Source organism: Prosthecobacter sp. (genome assembly GCF_044222345.1).
Lineage (GTDB): Bacteria > Verrucomicrobiota > Verrucomicrobiia > Verrucomicrobiales > Verrucomicrobiaceae > Prosthecobacter.
Map to the genome: position 1 here is coordinate 1 of NZ_JBGANL010000075.1, position 18,858 is coordinate 18,858.

The window sequence follows — 18,858 nt, forward strand, 5'->3', positions numbered from 1 at the left end:
CTGCGTGCACTCTTTCTGATGCAGATCACTCCCCGCCTCGCCGAGCACGCGAAGGAGAGGAAGCATGAGGTCTTGATAGGTGGGGATGGGCATGGGAGAGTTGATTTTTAAAATTCATGAACCCTTGAACCCCTGCCTGCCTCGCAGCCACAGCTTGATGATGGCCAGTACGTAGGAGGGGTGGCGCCTGGTCTCGCTGTAGTCTGTGGTCTTGAAGGACTGGGTTTCGTTGAATACATCCAAATACCCCTGAATGCCCTGGGCATTCACGGCATGAGTCTTGCCACTGCTGAGCGGCGTGAAGCGCACTTCATTGGGACCCGTCTCCACACGAAACGATGCCCTGCCTGCGATGGTGGGCAGCACTTTGTTTTCATTCGCGGTGACGGTCTGAAGGAATTCAGGATAGGTGATGGTCATTGGTTCAGTAGGCATTTTGAGATGAACTCAAAATGACGAAGGCACAGGAATTTCATTCATCATTCCACGGATTGCTGGATTTTTCATTTTCGAGACAATCGCGGAGATATAATCATAATCCTTATGATGAACTATGTCGTTGTACAGAAGCCCCAAAAGCCTGTGTGATTCTGGAACCTCACCTCCAACTGATTCAACAAAATCCAGCTTTTCAGCTGTTCCTTTTTTAAATTCATCTGTAAAACGTTTTTGGTCTACAGGCGAGATCTGATCGAAGGCATGCTTCTCAATTGCAATACGTAGCGCCACGCATGCTGCTACGTGATCTGCTTCAACGGCACCCGAACGGTAGTTTTTAAACTCGGTAAACACATACTTGTAAAAGGCATGAGATTTACCCCAAGTTTCCTTCAGACCTTTTGATCTAAAAAGTGCGACTTGATCACAATTGCTAGGATGATAATGGAGAAAGTGCTTGCCCACATAATCCTTCAGCTGTGCGTCATCACGCAAACGGATCATGGGGGCAACGCCTTTTGTCCGGCTTGAATCGCTTGCCTTGTCCAAAACGTGAATTTTTCGAATATCTTTCTTTCCAAGCCCCAAAGCCGAATGCCTGAAAACCGAAGGGTCAAGATGGGTTAGAAAAAGCGGGAAAATCTCAGCACCGCTTGATTTGTAATTATCGATAAATTTCGAAATGTAGTACTGGGCAGCAAGTAGGTTGCACTCATCCAGATAATCAAATATTTCATCAACCACGAGAATTGCCCTTGCACTGACAAGATCGAACTCAGCTTTCATCAACTGAGCCACAAATGACAAGAGATCACGTTGTCCGTTCGACATTTTTGTCGCGTCCGGAAACATCACGACCAATGCTCCGTCTAATTCCTCAATAGAGACATCAATCCATGCTGGGTTTGAGTTAACACTTCTGATCAGCTCTTCGCATTTCTTTTTCCCGCAAAGATAAGTATACCATGAAAGATGATTCTTTAACAGGTTGGAATCTTGAGCATAGGCTTTGGCAAACTGATAAGCCAATAAAATACTTTCAACACGCGTAATACTCAAAACACCAATCAGATAGTCAGCAATAGCAGCCAGCTCAATCACAGCCTCCAATCTGGCAAGGCAATTTTGCTCAACCCATGCAACTAATTCTTCCCCGCCCCCCTTCTGCGCATTGATTTCAGCTATTATTGGGTCGATTGTCTTCCAAACTTTTTTCCTGCCAAAATTTGCGATCTGGGGAAGAGATAAGATAATCTTTAGCACTTTAGCATTCTCCAAGAATGGCTGGATATTGGGGAGAATTTTCCCAGCTTTGCCAAACGCCCGCTTGAAGTCGCTGGTTTTAAATGATTTTTCGGGACAGTTTGGAATTTTTTTAACCAGAACCACCGGCTCTATGATGAGCGACGCTGTTGGCCTCGCGTATTGATTCATTATGCTTCGCTTGGCAGTGGCAGCCGGCTTCGTCCTGCTATTTAGAACTGAAATCGAAAAAACTTTTGAGATTTCATTGATTTCATTATCCGCCCTCAGTGTTCGCTGCACACCATCAGCCGTAAAGGTAATTTCGAGTTTCGGCTTCTTGGCTTCATCATTTTGATGAACTTGAGATAGCGTAAGCTTCAAGTTTTTAGGCGTAAGACTGACAAATGCTGTCGCCAACGAGCTTTTGCCGAAGCCATTGGGAGCAACCAGCAGATGGAATTTGTTTCCAAGCATCTCTGGCGAATCGAAAACCATGGTCGAGGACGCAATGCCACGTACATTCTCCACCTTGATCCGATCAATTTTTGTTTGAAAAGGCATTGTAAAATATTCGAAGTAATGTGTTTTTCAGAATTAGCACCGAGACACCACTTCACTTCATTTCCTTGTCACATGAACAAAGCCAATTACTTATCAGATTTGCGGCTTTTGAGTTTCTTTGAAGGCACCTGCTCTGGTAGGGAAGCTTCTTCCGAATAGAAAGACACGGTTGGAAGCAGGACCGCCCCCCAGGGGCCCACTGCAGTGAGGGATCGAAGCGTCTCCCTGGCGATTCCATAAAGGATGGAACTGCCATTGGTCCGCACAAAAACTTCCTGCGAAACATTGCCAGGCTGGGCATTGCATTGAAACAAACCGACCAATTTGAAGCTAAATTGATAAGGGATATTGGCTTTCACGTCTGGCATCTGTGAAAGGTCTAATTCCACGCTCCAAGAAGTGTATTTTTCCGGATTCTTGGACTCCAGTGCGTGAATGCGACTTTCAGCCTTGAAAGACTCATCGCTAAGATCTGCTGGGCGCTTGGGGTCGTGATTCGCGTTGGCGGCACAACTAACCTCCGGCATCAAATAGCGCACCAGTTGCAAGGGGGATAATTTCATGATGCTTCGGTCAATTGCTCCAGGGTTTCGCCGCTTAAATTCAAGGTAGTCAGAGAGCACAATCGCGATTGCTTTAAATGCAATCCAAAGCCCACGAGATGAATGCTTTGACATTTAACTGCCGCTTGAATCCCCTGAACTACAGCTTCAGAAGTATCTCTTCGGCCAAGACATACAGCAGCTTCGTATTGTTCCTTGGGAGGGGCGCTGAGCACTTTCACCCATGGACTGGCCACATCTTCAGCGTCATTTTCGATAGCGCGCGACTGAGGCTTCCCGGCCTGTTTTAACAGGTAATCGACTGACAACTCACCATCGTAGAGAGCCCTGATTAAAAGACTGATGCTTCGGCTAGGACGTTGACTGCCGGACTCCCACCGGGTCCAACTTTTTTCTCCAGCCTGAAACAGTTCTCCCATTTCTTTTTGGCTGAATCCTAATCTCCTTCTGAGTTCTTTGAACTGCGCTGGCAGCAACAAGCCCATATGGCGCACCTTGGTGGCGTCAATTATTTCATGAGCTTCTGGAGTCAGCACCCATTCGCCAATCTCTTCGCTAAACTGAACAGGTATCTGAATCTTCACCAGCTCAGCGATGGCGGTTCCTTCTAAATTTGGAACCATCACTTCAAAACTTTGCATTTTTGTTTTCATGCTATTTGTCTCTACGCTGCCTTTCTCTTTCAAAAGACAGCTTGGTTTTTAATATCTCGCTGTCCTGTTTATTCGCAGGACAGCTTGGCTTTGAGCGGAAGATGGGCGGAAAAGATAGTTATCTTCTGCTTATTGGTGTGGAGAAGCACTTTGCCGTAACCTATTTTACCTTTAAACTGGAAATAGAACTCGAAGGTCTCTCCAGCCGGGCGCTCCATCTTTACCGGACACCCCTTCGGTGCGGGCGGTCCTTGGAACAGTGTTCTGAAAATGGGGTAGAGTTCATTTTGAAAGGCGGAAATGAAGCTGGCCTCGTAGCGTTGTGCAGCATCCAGAGTCCATACGATTTCGCGACCCGTGGTGCCTTTTGCCAGCACGGCACAAACGTCTTTGCGCCAAGCCTGCGGGATTTCCTGTAGTGGCATGATGTTGATGGTGATGTGTGCGCTGGCTCACGAAACAAATATGGTATCAATTGATACTATTCGTCAAGTTGAATTGTTGAATCCGGATTTTGCGTCCCTCCTACAACATCCGCCACTCCACCTTCGCGGCCTCGGTAGCCGTCATGCCTTGTTGTTTGAGGACGCGGGCGAGGAGGCGGGCGTCGAGGTCGTCTTGTTGGGTGGGGGTGAGGGCGGCCCATTGCTTGGTCACGCCGTGGCGGGAGCGGCAGAGGCAGTCATAGCGGGCGAGGGCTTCCACCAGGGCGGTGGCGCTTTTATACCCTAATTCATTGGCCCTGAGTTCGAGAGCATCGGCAAGGGAATGACTGAGGCGGAAGGTTTTGGTTCTGGAGGCGGCCATAGGAGTTATTCACATTGGTTGTAATACAGGTGCGGTGTTGCGTCATGTGGTTTTCAGCGGCATTTTGTTCACATGAACAGCTTTTTGAGTCAATCAGGGGACGGCAGGCTCTCCGCAACGCGTGGGCCGATGGGGACGGCCTGCCACGGTGGTGGCATTAGGCGTTTGGTTCAATGGCGTTTGCATGGCTGGCGCTTTGCCTATCGGCTTTTATCGGGTCCGTGTGTTCAATTGATTGGATTATTGAATAAGCATTTATACGAGAAAGGTCATGCGCCTATGGGGCGATTGATTTTATGGAAGCCGCTGGGAAATCAGGTGTTTTACGCCGATTACCCCTGCTATTTTCCTAATTTTTTGCTTCGTCTTTCCAAGGTTTTTCGATGTATTAACGTCAGTATTTTACTCCGCCCGGTGCTTTCATGAAGACTTTACCTTCTCGGTTTTGTTCTCCGCGCCCCTGGCCTGCCGGGACTGGTGGACCAGGTGCGGCCGGCCGAATGCGGCGGGCGCGTGCGGCCTGAGCGCGGGTGGGTGCCGCCAGGATGGGGCGGCCTGTTGCGCTGGGGTGCCGCGGTGTGCGGGGACGGCGATGCGGCGGCGGGGCGCGCGCTCTCAGGTGGGCGGGCGCGGCGGCTGCGGATCACTTTTTGGGTTTTGCCGCGCTGCGGGCCTTCGTGGGGCTTTGCGTAGCCTCGGCCAGCGCGGCTTCATAAAGGGCGCGGAGGAAGTCGGCCTTGCTGGTGTAGCCTTTCTGCACGGCGAGCCGGGCGAGGGCTTCGTCTTTTTCGGCACTGATGTAGGCACCTGCCAGCTTGGTTCCGATTTGTCTTTGGTTCGGCATATTTATGAAAAACAGGGAAAAACGGGTCAGGGGTGATTAACACCGAAAGTCACCCACACAGGACTAAATTCAACAGATTTTAATTTGACGGGTGATTATCACCTGTGCAAAATGGGTGATTATCACCCGCAGCAAGGAACAGCAATGAAACTAGCAGGAGCATACATCAACGATGAGACATACGGGCGGCTGGTGGCCCTGGCGGCGGCGAACAACCGCACGCTGGCGGGCGAGTGCCGACACCTTTTTGACCGCGCGCTGCGGGGCGAGCTGCCGGTGCCGGAAGGCCCGTCCACGCTGCCACGGCAGCAGCACAAGCCGCTGACGCAGGCGGCAGGCATGCAGGCGGCAGGCATGCAGGCGGCAGGCATGCAGGCGGCGGCCCCCTGGCAGCCTTCGGCAGCGATGCCGCAGGGGCGCACGCAGCCACCCCGGGTGGGATCTTTCAAGCGGCTGCGGGCGGCGTCCCGGGTCCTGGCCGCGCTGAAGGCAGGGCCGCTGCCGGGCGCTCCGGTGAATCCACCCACGGTGGCAGATGCGGCGCGGAATGCGCAGGCGGCGGTGACTGCGGCGCTGAATCCACGGCTCGCGGCCGATGACACGCAGAATCCGCCGCCGGTGCCGGACGCGCCGCTGTGCTCGCAGCTGGTGGGAAATACCACGCAGCATCCGCAGCCAGCCGCGGGCGCCGGTTTGAATCCGCCGCCGGTGACCGAAGCGGCGATGGCGGAGGCGGCTCCCCACGGGGGGCTGCGGGGATGTGAGAATGTGCCAGTGGCTGGTGTGGGCGTGGTGATGAGAATGCCGGTGGGGACCGGCACGGAGGCCGCGCCCGCATTGTGGCCAGCCACTGGCCTGCCCCACCCCGTGCGGTCTGCTTTCTACACGCGTCCTGGCGGAGGCGATGAAGATGGCAATGGAGACGAAGACGGCGAAGAAGACGGCGAAGAAGACGGCGAAGAGGACGGTGAGGAAGTCGGGGACGACGCCCGCCGCAATGACGCGTGATTTTTTCAAACGAACCCCATGCCAATGACGCACCCAAAAACGACACCGAACCACCCACGACCATGCCTGCACACCACGACCAGCCCCCTGCCCCACACCGCGCCGCAAGACGCGCACGAACCCCGAAACGCAGCGCGGAGGATGCCGCAATGATGCCCCGGCACTCGCTCCCGGAGCTGCTGCAGAAGTCTGCGCAGGCGCTGCCGCCGCAGCGTCCGGGGCGCTTCCGCCCGCTGCTGCCGCTCTTCATGGCGATGGCGGAGAAAGGCCACACGGCGGGGAGCATGGCGGATTTCCTCATCGCGCAGCGCGAAGTGCTGCCCGTGCAGCGCCGCTCCGCCGCCAAAAGCATCCGCAACCTCCTGGCCCGCCACTGCTCATGACGCACGCTGTTTCCATCATGATCGGGCTGCTGGGCGCGGCGCTGCTGGCTCTGGGCTGGCGCGCCTGGCAAAACCACCTGGAGATCACGCGGCTGCGGCGCAATGGCCACCGTCGCGTGGCCTGCCGCCGCCTGAGCCACCGTGGCGCGGTGCACCCGGACTTCCTGCGCGGCCTGGCGGAGCTGCTGGTGCTCCTCCTCCTGCTGGGCGCCGTGCTCGGCTGGCTGGGCGCGTCGGAACCTCCGGCCTGGTGACCTGCCCGCGTTTTCACGCATACCATTTTCTACCATTGTCTAACGCCCTGTGCCGGGAGGCGCATGCGTGGGCAATGACGAACCGGGCCTGATAGCAAGACTCATGACCCACAGGGGCACCTAGCAACCCATGACGAATGAAGATCCAAATCCAAAGGCTGTGTCCGACGCGGCTGCGGGGGGACGCGCCACCCAGCGCTGTTTCAGAAGACGTGCTCTCCGGACTGCACCGCGATGGGGGCTCCACCATGCCGCAGGCCCCACGCCCCCTGGAGCGCGGGCCTCCGAGCCCGCAGCGTGCCGCCTTCACATGGCGGGTGGTGTTCCATTCAAAACACCTCCGGCACAAGAAGCACCGACGGAGCGTAAGGGCTGGCGTCAGGGACACTGCGGCGCTGCACCTGGCGGCGGAGTGCTGCGGACTCGGAGGTCCGCGCTCCTCAGGCCTGCGGGCTGTTTTCATTCCCCATGCAGCGCGCCGCTTGAAACCCGAACAACGCCGCGAGCCGCACAATGTCCCGGCTGAAAACTTTATACTTGCGACCTGCGAAACTGACCCAATTAACTAAATATGAAAACACACGACATCGACACCCTCCTCCACGTGATCAAACCGGACGGTCACGGCAGCAATCCGCTGGCCACGGAGCTGCACCGGCTGGCCTGCGCGCTGCAGGAGCAGACGGACAAGGTGCACGCCGCGCTGGACGCGGTGCGCAATCCGAAGTTCAAGGGCGATGTGGCGGGCGAGCTGGCCCCCTGGCCGGGCCATTTTCCCCTTGAGCTGGATCACTCGGACGACTGCCTCAATGACATCCTCGTGCGCGGCCAGTCCGTGAGCGAGCACCTGGCCGCCGGCCTGTGGGAGGAGGCGGAGGCATATGTGCAGGAGCGCTTCGGCGCGGAGCTCAGCGAGAGCACGCGCCGTGTGATCGCCCGCATGGATGCGGCGGACCTCCGCAGCGCCCGCGCGGCCTGAGCCGTGGGCTTTGGATGGTATCTTCTTCCTCTTTCTACCATGTTTTGCCAGATTCGAGCGCCAGATGAATGCGGAGGTGTGGGCATCCGATGCTCAGTTCTCAGTTCTCAGTTCTCAGTTCTCAGTTCTCAGTTCTCGGAGCGATGTTCGTCATTCAACCTCCAGCGGCGCGGCAGTGTCGAGGACAGCCGAGCGAAGCGAGACAGACAGCCGCAGGCTGCCCGCAGGGTGAGCGAAGCGAATCAACTTCGAGTAGGAGGACGAGGACGAATCCCAAAGCACTCACCATTCACCGTCCCACTGACGCCCCCATCTCTCCATCTGATTGTCTCATAGTCTCCCCTTCCCCATGACTTCCCTCACTGACGTGCTCCATCATCTGGTCCGCCGTGGGCTGGTGCTGCGCATCGAGACCACTGGCACGCTCTTCATCTACGATCCGCGCTGCCACTCGCGGGTGGCGGATGCCGTGGCGGGGCAGCCTCTGCCGGCGGAGGCGCAGGCACGCAACGCACGGGCCGAACGCCGCGCGCTGGACGAGGCACGCCACGCGCTGATCTCGGCGATCACGATTTCCACAGGGGTCGCGGTGGAGAGGTCGCACGCCACCACCACGCTGTGCTCTGCGGGCACCGGCACGGGGAGCACGGGCGGCACGCGAACGATGAGCACGGCCCCTGCTGCCGCCGTAAAACCTGCCGCCGCAAAAGCTGAAGCGGTGGGTGTGCGTGCGCCGGGTCTGCCTGCGCCAGGTGTTTCCACCCCGAGCGCGGCGGGTGCACCTGCCGCGCCCGCTTTGGCCCCGGGTGCGGCGATTTCTCCAGCGAAGCCCGCGGTGCAGCCCGGCACCACCCCCGCGGCCTCCGCGACGGCGGGCAATGTGCTGGTGCTGCCGGATCATGACGGCAGCTTTGTGCCCACGGGGGCGCAGTGGCGGGGCATCACCTGGCTGGATGTGCCGGGGCATGACGACTCCAGCAAGAAGCTGAACTTTGCCCTGCTAAAGCGCGGCATGCTGCACGGCCACAAGGAGTGCGCCGGACTGCAGGGCGCGGCGCTGCGCCAGCGGCTGAGTGAAATCAGCGGGCGCAATCGCAGCAACAGCCAGCAGCGCCGGGAGCAGTCCCGGCAGAGCCACGAATCCCACCCACGATGAAGACGGACGATGAGGAAGCGAATGGCCGCAAAGAGGCGCAAAAAAAAGGTAAAAAGGGACCGGAAATCCGGTGTCTGCAAGGGGCTGCCCTGCACTGGAGCCATCGTGTACCACGCTCTGCGGAGACGGAGGACAGGCCACATAGGATCTATTCGACCTTTCAGACCTATTTGCCGCTGCGCCCGCCTTTTCCTCCTGGGACAAACCAGCCGCATGCGTCGCGAATCCACCGCCATAGCAGCACTCCGCACTCCGCACTGAGCATTCGTCATTCCTTGGCTGCCCTACCCCTGATGCCAGAACCCACCATGTACTGCCACCCTAAACCACCCCATTCACCGCCATGAGCGTGCGCATGATCGAGAGCATCAAACGCCTGCGCGTGACGCCCACACAGAAGCTGGTGCTGTTTTGCCTGGCGGACTGCCACAATGGCGACACGGAGCGGTGCGATCCGTCCTACGCGCACATCATGCAGATCACGGGCCTCTCCAACCGCGCGGTGGCCACGGCGCTGCACGCGCTGCGTGACGCCCGCGTGCTGCAGTTTGACAGTCGCAACGGCTGGCGCACGAGCTACCAGATCACCCCGCAGGGGCTGGAGGCCGCCCATCCGGCAACGGCTGGCCGGACTGCAGCCGGGGATGCGGCTTCTGCCGCGCCCTGTGTTTCACCTGCGGCATCCCATGCTGGGCACGCTTCAGGGAGTCCAGCAGCGGCATCGCGCAGGGCGGCCACCCGCGCCAGCACGCCCCCTGCCGCACCGCCTCCTGTGAACGCGCTTCACAGCCAAGAGCACGCCACCGCTGAACGTGCTTCACTGCCACCGGTGAACGTGGCTCACCGCCCGATGCGCGCCACCTGTGAACCTGCCGCCGCTCCCGGTGAACGTGCTTCACTGCCGCCGGTGAACGCGCTTCACCGCCATGGCAGAGCCTCAGGTGAACCTGCTGCGCAAAGCAGTGAACCTGGCTCAGCGCCACCTGTGAGGGAGGTTCACATAAACCGGAAGGAACCGGAAGAAACCGGAAGTACGGGCGGCAGGCCGCCCAGGACTGACTCCCTCTCCGAGGTGGCTGCCACGGCTGCGGTGAAAACGCCGCCGCAAAACCTGAAACCCCGCCGTGAGGACTGGCGTGACTGGCACCGCCAGCAGGCCAGCAGGGCCAATGCGGTGAGCGCCCCGCTGCACGCCCCGGCCGAGTTTGCGGAATCCTGGACGCGCTACTGCGACTACCGCACGCGCCGCGCCACGGAGGCCCGCATCTCGTCCGAGTCCGTGGCCTGGACGCTCGATGCCGCCGAGGCCGCCCTGCGGATGTGCGAACGCCACGCCGCCACCCATGGCTGGTCCGCCGTGGCCGCGCAGGTGGATGCCGCCATCCACGCCCGCTGGCAGGGCCTGCATTTTCAAACCGCCATGCCCCGCTCCTCCGCACCCCATGCCCACTCCCGCCCAACTCCTGCGCGCAGCGACAGCGCCAACGCCCCCGGCCGATATGCGTGAAGTCCCCTTCACCGCCTCCCGCCCGGCGGCATGCAATGCACCCGCCTTCCCGCAAGTTGATCGCGGTTCGCAGACTCATGCCCGCTTGGCAGGCTGCTTCTTGCTCGAGGATCGTGGGCTCCGACGGCGGCTGGCTGGGGACAGCCAGCCCTACCTGCCCTGGGCATGCGGGCGCCCGGCGCGAGGTAGGGCGGCTTGTCCTCAAGCCGCCGCCGGGCTTCTCCACGTTCACTTTCTGAAAAGCCGTTTTGGAAAACGTCCTCCCTCCCAGCGCACGTATGGCAGTCCCGCGCTCGCTTCGCGGCTTCGCAGCCGGAGGAATCTGGGAGCGCCTGCGCGGGTCATCGCGCCGCGCATTCCTGCGCCGGATGCCACCCAGAAGCCAGACGCACCTCGCGGCCCTTTTACACCATTTCCTAATATTTCCAACCATCGCCGCCTTTCTCCAAATCCATGAATCCCCAGTCCATCTCCCGCGTGCTGCACGGGGCGGCCGCGCCCGACCGGCAGCCGCGCGTGTCGGCGGATTTTTTCTCTGACACCGCGCCCGGCCCCGCCGATCTCCACCCGCACGTGGCCGCGTGGCCCTGGCGTTTTGAGGTTTACCACCCCGGCCTGTGCGAGGTGCTGCCGGCGGTGCAGGCTTTTTGCAGCGCCGTGATCCGCCGCGAGCCGCCCCGCCGCTGGCTGAGCCTGCTGGGCCCCTCCGGCGTGGGCAAGACGCACGTGCTGAAGCAAGCGCTCGCCTGCCTCCAGTCCGCCGCCGCACGCGGTCACTGGAAAATCCCCACCCCCACCGGGCATCGCGGCCCGCAGATCGCCCACCTCATCCCCGCCGTGGATCTGGAAGACTTCCGCGCCGCCCGCGACTACGCGAAGTACGACGTCATCTACATCGAAGACATCGGCTCCGGCGCCGCCCTGGACAAAGGCTCCAGACCCGCAACCGCATCGCCGAACTCCTCAGCAACTCCGCTCCGGCAAATGGACCCTGCTGGACGCAAACTTGTATCAAAGAGATCAACAGATCGACGGCCGCATCGCGTCGAGGCTCAAGCGCGAGGTGCCGGATGGTCGAGATCCCGCAGGAGGTGCCGGATTTCTACCATTAATCAAAGCGATTTATCGCGGGTCTGATGAAACGAAATCAAACAAGCCTCCTTACCTGTCTTGCAGACCACCCTTACCAACTTTCTGAAAAGCTTGGCTGAAGGTGTCATTACCGACGTGGGCCAGATTGACAAATCTCTGATGCCTGGCTTCTGAGGTGGCGACCCAATCTTCGGTTTTGGCCGCACTGGTATTTTTGGTCTCACTGATGATAAAGGGAAGCCAATGAACTCTCTTTTGGCTCAATTGCTCAACTAGCCAATGTTGTATGAAAGCTGGAGGATGCTGTCAAACCCATTTGGCTGAAGGTGTCATACTGAGCCAGATTGACAAATCTTGACGCTTCCTATGGTCCTGTGGTAGGCGATTTGGATCTTACCACAGCAACACCCACACAGCTCCTGGAGAAGTTCAAAGTGTACGACTACGGCGGGGACACCCTGAGAAAATGCCATGTGTTTTTCATAGCCATGAGCGAACTGGCCGGGGTACCACTTTCAAAGCATCTTAAAGTAGTTGGGCGAGTCACTGGAAGCAGAAAAGGGCCAAAAAAAGACCGTGGAACAAATGGAGCCGACAATGGGGTAGATGCGAATGAAGATGACTCTAACGACAGTGGAATGCCTGAATTGGAAGGTCACAATATCGCTCAACTGCCCCTTAATGCCTCTGGCGAGCGCCTCTGACAAGCTCCACTACCGTTACCGCCGCTGAATTGAAGCGCATTCAAGCTTGGCTCAGCTTCCAACTCATCGTTGAGGATGCAGCCGAATAAATTTCCCCATTCCTAGATCACATCCAATGACCTTAATTCAAACATTAGCAGCAGCGGGAGCGAAGCCAGAGTCGGTCGTCTCCTGCGCGAAAATAGAAAGACCTGACGACTGCTCTAACAGAAGTCAGGTCTTCAGACTCGCCCAAACCGATCCCCGATTTCCGCTGACGCGGGAGCCAGAAGCAGATTTAGACCGCAGCCCACAATTGTACGGTACATCTCAAAGCCTCTGTGTCAATCGCCACCGTACGGTGGGCGTCAGCGCTTCCAAAGTACCGAAGCCAAATGATTCAAGAAGAATTGTTTCCATCGTTGCCAAGGGGAAAGAGACTCATCTTTCGTCCATGGATCACTTGCCCAAAGACCGGCAAGCGCATCTACCCGAAGAGAGGCAGAGTCTTTCCGATCTGGATCGACGACTAAAACAGTGAGGGCGAAAGCCCTCGTTTAACCCTCAGCCCAAGTGGCAAGAAGCCGATCTAGGAGAGTGGAAAAGGCGGCTTCCCTGAAACAAGCCCGGTCAGCCAGGCACCGTGAGGTGCCTGGCTGATTTGTTCTGCCCTCGCGAAGTGAACCTCGGCCTCAGAACTCCGGCATTTTTGAATCCCATGGCAAGACCATGCGTGACTCAACTAGTGGAAAATGGGAACAATGAATCTGTGGGTCCAATCACTTTACCCACAAAAAGTGGCTTTGAAGGAGAGTGCTGTTGAATGACGCGCGCCAGAGGAGAGGTGTGAGACCAAACCTGATGAAAATGAACGGTGGGGGATGGGCTATTGACTGTCCGGTGAAAAAGATGCCAGACATTTGGACACCGCTTTCAAGATCAACTCCTCCGAGTGGCCGAAATCGGCGAGTGCGCGTATTTCCGACTGTCCTGCAGCCGCCGGATCATCTCCTGGGTGATCGGGCCCTGCTGCTGCAACAGCTGCTGCCGCCCTTCGAAGAAGGTCCGGCGAAGCTCCTCGTAAGGCATGAGCGTTTTGGTTGGTTTCGTCTCCGGCGACATGGGGTGATTGTAATGAAATTGGCAACTTGTTCTCCATGGGATAATCCGCAAGTTAAAGAAGCGGTGTTGCGCCAAGGGACATGCGAGGGATTACCTGAGAGTGAGACAGATCAAAAGTGGATCGTCGTGGCGGCACCCAGGCTCGCGCGTCTTCCGGCGCGCGAGCCTGGGTGCCGCCAGCCCGAAGTCAAATATTGGACATTGACAACTGAGGGTATGCAAAAGAGACTTCTGTCAGAAATTCTGATGGTTATTTCTGACAAAAAAGCTCAAAAAATTAAAATGCAAAGCATTGATTCAAAGATAATTAGGAGGATACGAGCCACGAGGAGTGCTCGGGCTTTTTCTCCGGTGCATTTTCTTGATCTGGGATCGCGGGCCGCGGTGGACACGGCTTTGTCCAGGCTGACGAAGGCGGGGAAATTGAGGCGGGTGGCGCGCGGGCTGTATGATCTGCCGCGCAGCCATCCGTGGTTTGGAAAATTGACGCCGAAGGCGGAAGATGCGGCGGTGGCGGTGGCGAAGCGTGAGGGGATCAAGCTGCGGCCGACGGGGGCTGCGGCGGCGAATCTGCTGGGACTGTCTGAACAGGTGCCGGGCAAGATCATTTATGAAACGGACGGGAGATCGCGGAAGCTGCGGATCGCCGGACAGGAGGTGGAACTGCGGCATCGCTCGGCGCGGCAGATGTCGATGTCAGAACGACCGACAGGAATGATCGTCGCGGCTTTTCGTGCACTGGGGAAGGAACACATCAGTACAGATCAGCTGGCAAAAATCCGGCGTAAACTGTCGGCGGCTGACCGGCGTGTGCTGCTGAAGGAACTGCCGCTGGCGCCGGCGTGGATGCACCCGATGCTGCGGAGCCTAGCATCATCATCAGCAGCAGCAGCATCAACAACAACGAGGAAAACAAAATCATGAACCGGGTGGCCACGGCGGGTGCCGCCATGCGTGCGGGTGCTTTTGCCGAAGCGGCTGCACGGCAGCGCATGCCAGCGGCGATCATCGAAAAAGATTTCTGGGTGTGCTGGCTGCTGGGACTGCTGTTTGGAGACGCGCGGAATGGGGGCCGGTTTGTTTTTAAAGGCGGAACGGCGCTGTCCAAGGTGTTTCGTGTCATCAACCGCTTCTCTGAAGATATTGACCTGTCGCTGGATCCAGCAGTGCTCGGCATCCGCGAGGCGGACGTGGAGGCGCTGAGCGGGCGCAGGAGGAGGGATGACTTCATGACGCGGCTGGAGGGCCTGTGCGGCGCGTGGGTGCGTGATGAGCTGATGCCGGAACTCAATCAGGCCATCGTGGGCATCCTGGGTGAGCGAGCGGGCCATGTAGCGTGGCTGGAATATGAGGAGGATGCGGACAGCAGATCGCCCGTCCTCTATTTTCGCTACCCCTGTGACTTTCCAGATGACATCCCTTACATCAGGCGGGCGGTGAAGCTGGAATTTGGATCGCTGACAGACCAACGCCCCACCGGCCGGCACCGGGTGCAGCCATGGATGGCGGAAACGATGACCGGAGAGATGCGGGATATGGGCTGCGAAGTGGTGGCGCTGAATGTGGAGCGCGCCTTTTGGGAGAAGGCGACGATCCTGCACGCGGAGTATCATCGCGATCCTTTGAGAGCGATGCCGGTGCGCTATTCCCGCCACTACGCGGATCTGGCCGAGCTGGCGCGATCAGCGTACGTGGAGGGCGCAGTGGGAAACACGGCGCTGAGGCAGCGTGTGGTGGAGTGGAAAAACCGGTTCTTCGCGCGGACAGAGGCGCGTTATGACCTGGCGCGGCCGGGGACTTTCCGGCTGAGTCCGCCCGAGCACCGCATGGCGGAGCTGGAAAGAGATTTCGCCGCCATGCAGGAGATGTTTATGGGAGACGCTCCAAATTTGCCGGCTATTTTGGAGACGCTGCGCGCTTTGGAAGAACAGATCAATGCTGAGGCTGCTGCTGCGGAGTGAGGCTCCACTGCTGTGATCCGCTGGATGAGTTCGCCCCGGTCTGCGATAAGTCCACGGGCGAGGAGCAGATCTTGCCTGCTGCTCGATGGTGAGGGCTATTTTAGAGTCCATCAGGCAATGACTTCCTGCGGCATCGCGTTTCGTCACATCAAGACAAAACCCAGTCGCGGACGGTGCCGAAATCGAGCGCGAGGTGGTGCTGTCTGGAGTCCGTGGGGCTGGTGCGTGAGATCACGGGGGGCAGGTATGGTCGGCTGTACTCCTACGATGCCTATCTCTCGATCTTGAGCGAAGGCACCGAGCCGATCCGAGGGTAGTCAGGGCCGTGGGCTGAGGGGCCAAATTCAACCCATTTGAAATCCGCCCCGGCAAATTCAAGGATGGGGGGCTTGCCTTGAATTTGAAGGGGTGAAATTCCAATGCCTTGAATTTGGCGCGGGCAGCGGGCAGCGGGTGGCGGCGGGGCTGCTGACGATTCCCCTGCCCTACGGTTTTGCGCTGGTGCTTGGCGCTGCACCACCGGCGGCGGCTTCGGTGTCGCGGAATTTTTTGACGGTGAGGGCGGCGTCGAGTTTTTGGGCGCGGGTGAGTTCGTCCTGGTAGGTCTGGAGGGCCTGGAGGTATTTTTCGTGCAGGGGGAGGAGGCGTTGATCGCGCTGGGTGGCGAGCTGGCTGAGGCTGGCGCGGTAGGTGAGGCGGAGGGTGTTGAGGGGCTCGGGCGTGGGGGTGTCTGCGGCGGGGAGCGGGGCTTTGTCTGCGAGGCGTTTTTTCTCGGCGCGCAGGGCGAGGGCGTTGTCGAGATTGCCGGTCTGGGTGGCGACTTCGAGGGCGCGATCGAGCGCGGCGGTGTATTGGGTGTCGAGGTTTTTGAGGGCTTCGAGATGGGCGGGGGTGATGTCCCGGGCGATGGCGGCGGTGTAGGCTTGCTGGAGCTGGAGGATGCGGGGATCGGTGGTCTTGCCGAGCCGGGGGGCGGCGTCGGTCTCGGGGCCGGGGGTGAAGGTGCGGACCTGGATCTGGGAGAGCCAGGCCTCCCCGGCGGCGACGCCCCAGAGGCTGCCGGTGGTGAGGGTGGTGTCGGTGATCTGGAAGACGGACTGGCCATTGACGAGGACCTGGAGGTGATCGCCGAGGGTGGAGAGCTCGAGATCGAGGGTGTCGCCGAGGGCGAAGGGCTGCGGCAGGGGGAAGGAGCCGACGCGCTTGCCTTTGCCGTGAAGGGAGACATCGACGATGCCTTCGCTGACGCTGGTCTGGCCGGGGCGGATGTAGAGGAGGAGATTGTAGTAGTCGGCGTCTTTGGTGTTGGCGGCATCACTGCGGCGGATGCGGAGCTGGGGGAAGGCGGTGCGCTCGCGGAAATGAAAGCGGGCGCGGATGGCGCCGTCCGGGCTGGGCTGTGGGACGAAGATGCCGGCGCCCTGGCGGAGGTGGAGGAGGCCATCGACGAGCTCGGCCTGCTCTTTGGGGTAGTCCTTGAGGTCCCGCTTGGTGGCGAAGAGGGTCTTCCAGCCGTCGGTGTCCTGCGCCTGCGCGTGGGCGGTGCCGCTGAGGGTGAGGAGGACGAGGGCGAGGGCGAATCGCAGAGGGTGTTTCATTGGAGGGTGCGGATGATCTGGATGAAGGCGGCTTTCACAAGTGGTAATTGAGCGGGTGGTATCTTGTGGTGCGGGCGGCGGGGCAAACGGTGAACGGTGAACGGTGAACGGTGAACGGTGAACGGTGAACGGTGAACAGGGATGCTGATCCTGGTGAGTGCGGAGAGGAGGCTGAGCGATTTTTTTGAATCCCGCACGCCCCGGGATGCTTTGACTGGGCAGATGACAAGGGGCCGGGGCATGCCAAGGTGGGGGATGAGTTTATATCTGACTGCGGTATTCGGGGTTCGTCGTTTCATGCTGCGCCATGCGGCGGTGCTGGGGTGTGTGCTGGCGCTGGGGGCCGGGGTGCAGGGCGTGGTGGCGGCGGACGGGCTGCGGCGGTCGGGCCAGGACTTGATCGCCGAAGACATGTATGCGGTGCTCGCGGGCTTTGCCATCTTTGCGGACTACAGTGAGGAGCCCCGCCCAGTCTCCTGGATGGTGTCCGGGGCGGATGGCAGGGTGGAGAGGCGGGCGGATGGCAGTGTGGTGACGAGTTTTGATACGCCGGAGGAGCTGCTGGCCTACTTCCGCACACAGGCGAAGGAGCGCACCCAGAGGGGCATCTTCATCACGGGCGAATTCACGCATCTGAGGAACCCGGCAGCCTTTGAGCCGCTGATGTCCGATCACGTCAAAAAGCTGCTGGCCAGTCCGAGCTGGGTGGCGAATCGCAAAAAAAGCATCGACCAACTGGTGCAGGCCTGCGAGCGGGCGAAGATCGACCTCTGGGTGAATGTGACTCTGGGCGGAAAGGACGTGCGCTTTCGCAAGCTGACGCGCTGAGGGCGGCCTGGTGATTTTTTGTCAAGTATTTGCACCCTGACCCCATTTTTTGCTGACTCTGATTTTTCGGATGTGAACCTCTGCGCCAGAACATGATGCCGACTCAAGAATCTTATGCGCAGATGGTGCGTGACCTGGCGCGGCTGCGTGCGGCGGTGCCGGGAGTGCTGGAGAGTGATGCGGCGGAGTACCAGTGCAGCGCGGTGATGACGGAGGCGGAGGTGCGGGAGTTTGAGCGGGCGCATGCGGTGCGGCTGCCGGAGGAGTACCGGGCGTTTCTCATGTGCGTGGGAAAAGGTGGCGCGGGGCCGGGCTACGGGGTGTTTGATCTGGGCGAGTGCGATGCGGGGTTTGAGTTTCGCGCGTGGCATGAGGGGGATGGTTTCGTGGGCACGCTGCGGGTCCCCTTCCCCCACGCGGCGGCGTGGAATGACATGCGGGGCATGCCGGAGGATGCGCTGTCTGAGACGGATGCGGCGGCGTATGAGGTGCAGCGGGCGGCGTTTGAGGAGGGGTATTTCGCGCCGCTGGACGGGGCGATCCCGATCTGCCATCTGGGCTGCGCGCTGCGTCAGTGGCTGATCGTGTCCGGTGCGGAGTCGGGCCATGTGTGGGAGGACCGGCGCGCGGACTATGAAGGGCTGGTGCCTCTGCAAACGGCGGCGGGACAGAGGATGGGGTTTTACACGTGGTATCGCGGGTGGCTGGATGAGGAGATGGGGAAGTGGGGGCTGTAGGGAGTGGTGGTGTGGGGAGTTGGACAGGATTTACAGGATTGAGGAATTACAGGATTACTGATGGGTGGTGTGGAGTGGTGGAGTTTGCCGGCTGTTCGTCCTCGTCCTCCTACTCGAACTCGACCATGGCGTGTCGCAATCACGCGGTGCGGGGAGCAGGAGCATCGTGGAGGATCGGAGTGGTGGAGCCGTGGAGTGGTGTCTGGGCTGGGGGCGCTGGGATTGAGCGGGGCGATGTGCAAGGGGCGGTGTGGCGGGGACGTTCGCCGGAGCCGATGTGGACATCGGCGCTCCCAGTACGGAGGGGCGCTGGGGTTGAACGGGGCGATGTGCAAGGGGCGGTGTGGCGGGGACGTGCGCCGGAGCCGATGTGGACATCGGCGCTCCCAGTACGGAGGGGCGCTGGGGTTGAACGGGGCGATGTGCAAGGGGCGGTGTG

At 59.4% G+C, this 18,858-nt stretch carries 21 protein-coding genes; 13 read left to right on the forward strand and 8 right to left on the reverse strand.

Annotation, left to right across the window (positions count from 1 at the left end; genetic code table 11):
- Window positions 1–114 precede the first annotated feature (114 nt).
- The 6 genes from ACILSL_RS24350 to ACILSL_RS24375 form a co-directional block, all read right to left on the reverse strand.
- A complete protein-coding gene (locus tag ACILSL_RS24350; protein WP_395734676.1) occupies window positions 115–435 on the reverse strand; it encodes a hypothetical protein in 321 nt (106 codons plus the stop codon).
- Between the two features lie 12 nt (window positions 436–447).
- Window positions 448–2,244, reverse strand: a complete 1,797-nt coding sequence (locus ACILSL_RS24355) for a hypothetical protein (RefSeq protein ID WP_395734677.1) — start codon at window positions 2,242–2,244, stop codon at window positions 448–450.
- Between the two features lie 86 nt (window positions 2,245–2,330).
- On the reverse strand, window positions 2,331–2,807 hold the full coding sequence (locus ACILSL_RS24360) for a hypothetical protein (RefSeq protein WP_395734678.1): 477 nt from the start codon (window positions 2,805–2,807) through the stop codon (window positions 2,331–2,333).
- Window positions 2,804–3,460, reverse strand: a complete 657-nt coding sequence (locus tag ACILSL_RS24365) for a type II toxin-antitoxin system MqsA family antitoxin (RefSeq protein ID WP_395734679.1) — start codon at window positions 3,458–3,460, stop codon at window positions 2,804–2,806. The genes ACILSL_RS24360 and ACILSL_RS24365 overlap by 4 nt, the downstream gene beginning before the upstream one ends.
- Before the next feature lie 68 nt (window positions 3,461–3,528).
- Window positions 3,529–3,885 carry a hypothetical protein gene (locus tag ACILSL_RS24370; protein ID WP_395734680.1) on the reverse strand — a complete coding sequence of 119 codons (357 nt, stop codon included), beginning with the start codon at window positions 3,883–3,885 and terminating at the stop codon, window positions 3,529–3,531.
- Between the two features lie 100 nt (window positions 3,886–3,985).
- A complete protein-coding gene (locus ACILSL_RS24375) occupies window positions 3,986–4,267 on the reverse strand; it encodes a hypothetical protein (RefSeq protein WP_395734681.1) in 282 nt (93 codons plus the stop codon).
- A 72-nt stretch (window positions 4,268–4,339) separates the two neighbouring features.
- Between ACILSL_RS24375 and ACILSL_RS24380 the strand changes: the two genes are divergently transcribed.
- Window positions 4,340–4,693 carry a hypothetical protein gene (locus ACILSL_RS24380; protein ID WP_395734682.1) on the forward strand — a complete coding sequence of 118 codons (354 nt, stop codon included), beginning with the start codon at window positions 4,340–4,342 and terminating at the stop codon, window positions 4,691–4,693.
- Window positions 4,694–4,910: 217 nt separating this feature from the next.
- Here the strand turns inward: ACILSL_RS24380 and ACILSL_RS24385 are convergent, their stop codons facing one another.
- Entirely contained in the window at window positions 4,911–5,111 is a 201-nt protein-coding gene (locus ACILSL_RS24385) for a hypothetical protein (RefSeq protein WP_395734683.1), read from the reverse strand.
- Window positions 5,112–5,255: 144 nt separating this feature from the next.
- On the opposite strand from ACILSL_RS24385, the gene ACILSL_RS24390 reads away from it, so the two are divergent.
- The 10 genes from ACILSL_RS24390 (at window position 5,256) to ACILSL_RS24435 (ending at window position 15,256) form a co-directional block, all read left to right on the forward strand.
- A complete protein-coding gene (locus ACILSL_RS24390; protein ID WP_395734684.1) occupies window positions 5,256–6,119 on the forward strand; it encodes a hypothetical protein in 864 nt (287 codons plus the stop codon).
- A gap of 62 nt (window positions 6,120–6,181) precedes the next feature.
- Window positions 6,182–6,502: a hypothetical protein gene (locus ACILSL_RS24395; protein WP_395734685.1), complete on the forward strand. Its 321-nt coding sequence runs from the start codon at window positions 6,182–6,184 to the stop codon at window positions 6,500–6,502.
- Window positions 6,499–6,756 carry a hypothetical protein gene (locus ACILSL_RS24400; protein WP_395734686.1) on the forward strand — a complete coding sequence of 86 codons (258 nt, stop codon included), beginning with the start codon at window positions 6,499–6,501 and terminating at the stop codon, window positions 6,754–6,756. The genes ACILSL_RS24395 and ACILSL_RS24400 overlap by 4 nt, the downstream gene beginning before the upstream one ends.
- A gap of 571 nt (window positions 6,757–7,327) precedes the next feature.
- Window positions 7,328–7,735 (forward strand): hypothetical protein, encoded by a 408-nt coding sequence (locus ACILSL_RS24405; protein WP_395734687.1) that lies wholly within the window; start codon window positions 7,328–7,330, stop codon window positions 7,733–7,735.
- A gap of 349 nt (window positions 7,736–8,084) precedes the next feature.
- Window positions 8,085–8,891, forward strand: coding sequence for a hypothetical protein (locus ACILSL_RS24410; RefSeq protein ID WP_395734688.1), 807 nt, complete (start codon window positions 8,085–8,087; stop codon window positions 8,889–8,891).
- 355 nt (window positions 8,892–9,246) lie between these two features.
- Window positions 9,247–10,398 (forward strand): helix-turn-helix domain-containing protein, encoded by a 1,152-nt coding sequence (locus ACILSL_RS24415; RefSeq protein ID WP_395734689.1) that lies wholly within the window; start codon window positions 9,247–9,249, stop codon window positions 10,396–10,398.
- Between the two features lie 453 nt (window positions 10,399–10,851).
- Window positions 10,852–11,535: a hypothetical protein gene (locus ACILSL_RS24420; RefSeq protein ID WP_395734690.1), complete on the forward strand. Its 684-nt coding sequence runs from the start codon at window positions 10,852–10,854 to the stop codon at window positions 11,533–11,535.
- Between the two features lie 443 nt (window positions 11,536–11,978).
- A complete protein-coding gene (locus ACILSL_RS24425) occupies window positions 11,979–12,194 on the forward strand; it encodes a hypothetical protein (RefSeq protein ID WP_395734691.1) in 216 nt (71 codons plus the stop codon).
- Between the two features lie 840 nt (window positions 12,195–13,034).
- Complete coding sequence (locus ACILSL_RS24430) at window positions 13,035–14,219, forward strand: DUF6088 family protein (protein WP_395734692.1); 1,185 nt, start codon at window positions 13,035–13,037, stop codon at window positions 14,217–14,219.
- Window positions 14,138–15,256, forward strand: a complete 1,119-nt coding sequence (locus tag ACILSL_RS24435; RefSeq protein WP_395734693.1) for a nucleotidyl transferase AbiEii/AbiGii toxin family protein — start codon at window positions 14,138–14,140, stop codon at window positions 15,254–15,256. The genes ACILSL_RS24430 and ACILSL_RS24435 overlap by 82 nt, the downstream gene beginning before the upstream one ends.
- 485 nt (window positions 15,257–15,741) lie before the next feature.
- Here the strand turns inward: ACILSL_RS24435 and ACILSL_RS24440 are convergent, their stop codons facing one another.
- Entirely contained in the window at window positions 15,742–16,854 is a 1,113-nt protein-coding gene (locus ACILSL_RS24440) for a hypothetical protein (RefSeq protein ID WP_395734694.1), read from the reverse strand.
- Window positions 16,855–17,109: 255 nt separating this feature from the next.
- Here ACILSL_RS24440 and ACILSL_RS24445 point away from each other — a divergent pair, with 255 nt between their 5' ends.
- Together ACILSL_RS24445 and ACILSL_RS24450 are read left to right on the forward strand one after the other, a co-directional pair.
- On the forward strand, window positions 17,110–17,682 hold the full coding sequence (locus ACILSL_RS24445) for a hypothetical protein (protein ID WP_395734695.1): 573 nt from the start codon (window positions 17,110–17,112) through the stop codon (window positions 17,680–17,682).
- 92 nt (window positions 17,683–17,774) lie between these two features.
- Window positions 17,775–18,419: an SMI1/KNR4 family protein gene (locus tag ACILSL_RS24450; RefSeq protein ID WP_395734696.1), complete on the forward strand. Its 645-nt coding sequence runs from the start codon at window positions 17,775–17,777 to the stop codon at window positions 18,417–18,419.
- The last annotated feature ends 439 nt before the right edge of the window (window positions 18,420–18,858 follow it).

Bases quoted from the DNA above. Each gene is read 5' to 3' on its own strand.
- ACILSL_RS24350 (WP_395734676.1), bottom strand. From the start codon at position 435: ATGCCTACTGAACCAATGACCATCACCTATCCTGAATTCCTTCAGACC.
- ACILSL_RS24355 (WP_395734677.1), bottom strand. From the start codon at position 2,244: ATGCCTTTTCAAACAAAAATTGATCGGATCAAGGTGGAGAATGTACGT.
- ACILSL_RS24360 (WP_395734678.1), bottom strand. From the start codon at position 2,807: ATGAAATTATCCCCCTTGCAACTGGTGCGCTATTTGATGCCGGAGGTT.
- ACILSL_RS24365 (WP_395734679.1), bottom strand. From the start codon at position 3,460: ATGAAAACAAAAATGCAAAGTTTTGAAGTGATGGTTCCAAATTTAGAA.
- ACILSL_RS24370 (WP_395734680.1), bottom strand. From the start codon at position 3,885: ATGCCACTACAGGAAATCCCGCAGGCTTGGCGCAAAGACGTTTGTGCC.
- ACILSL_RS24375 (WP_395734681.1), bottom strand. From the start codon at position 4,267: ATGGCCGCCTCCAGAACCAAAACCTTCCGCCTCAGTCATTCCCTTGCC.
- ACILSL_RS24380 (WP_395734682.1), top strand. From the start codon at position 4,340: ATGAACAGCTTTTTGAGTCAATCAGGGGACGGCAGGCTCTCCGCAACG.
- ACILSL_RS24385 (WP_395734683.1), bottom strand. From the start codon at position 5,111: ATGCCGAACCAAAGACAAATCGGAACCAAGCTGGCAGGTGCCTACATC.
- ACILSL_RS24390 (WP_395734684.1), top strand. From the start codon at position 5,256: ATGAAACTAGCAGGAGCATACATCAACGATGAGACATACGGGCGGCTG.
- ACILSL_RS24395 (WP_395734685.1), top strand. From the start codon at position 6,182: ATGCCTGCACACCACGACCAGCCCCCTGCCCCACACCGCGCCGCAAGA.
- ACILSL_RS24400 (WP_395734686.1), top strand. From the start codon at position 6,499: ATGACGCACGCTGTTTCCATCATGATCGGGCTGCTGGGCGCGGCGCTG.
- ACILSL_RS24405 (WP_395734687.1), top strand. From the start codon at position 7,328: ATGAAAACACACGACATCGACACCCTCCTCCACGTGATCAAACCGGAC.
- ACILSL_RS24410 (WP_395734688.1), top strand. From the start codon at position 8,085: ATGACTTCCCTCACTGACGTGCTCCATCATCTGGTCCGCCGTGGGCTG.
- ACILSL_RS24415 (WP_395734689.1), top strand. From the start codon at position 9,247: ATGATCGAGAGCATCAAACGCCTGCGCGTGACGCCCACACAGAAGCTG.
- ACILSL_RS24420 (WP_395734690.1), top strand. From the start codon at position 10,852: ATGAATCCCCAGTCCATCTCCCGCGTGCTGCACGGGGCGGCCGCGCCC.
- ACILSL_RS24425 (WP_395734691.1), top strand. From the start codon at position 11,979: ATGAGCGAACTGGCCGGGGTACCACTTTCAAAGCATCTTAAAGTAGTT.
- ACILSL_RS24430 (WP_395734692.1), top strand. From the start codon at position 13,035: ATGAAAATGAACGGTGGGGGATGGGCTATTGACTGTCCGGTGAAAAAG.
- ACILSL_RS24440 (WP_395734694.1), bottom strand. From the start codon at position 16,854: ATGAAACACCCTCTGCGATTCGCCCTCGCCCTCGTCCTCCTCACCCTC.
- ACILSL_RS24445 (WP_395734695.1), top strand. From the start codon at position 17,110: ATGAGTTTATATCTGACTGCGGTATTCGGGGTTCGTCGTTTCATGCTG.
- ACILSL_RS24450 (WP_395734696.1), top strand. From the start codon at position 17,775: ATGATGCCGACTCAAGAATCTTATGCGCAGATGGTGCGTGACCTGGCG.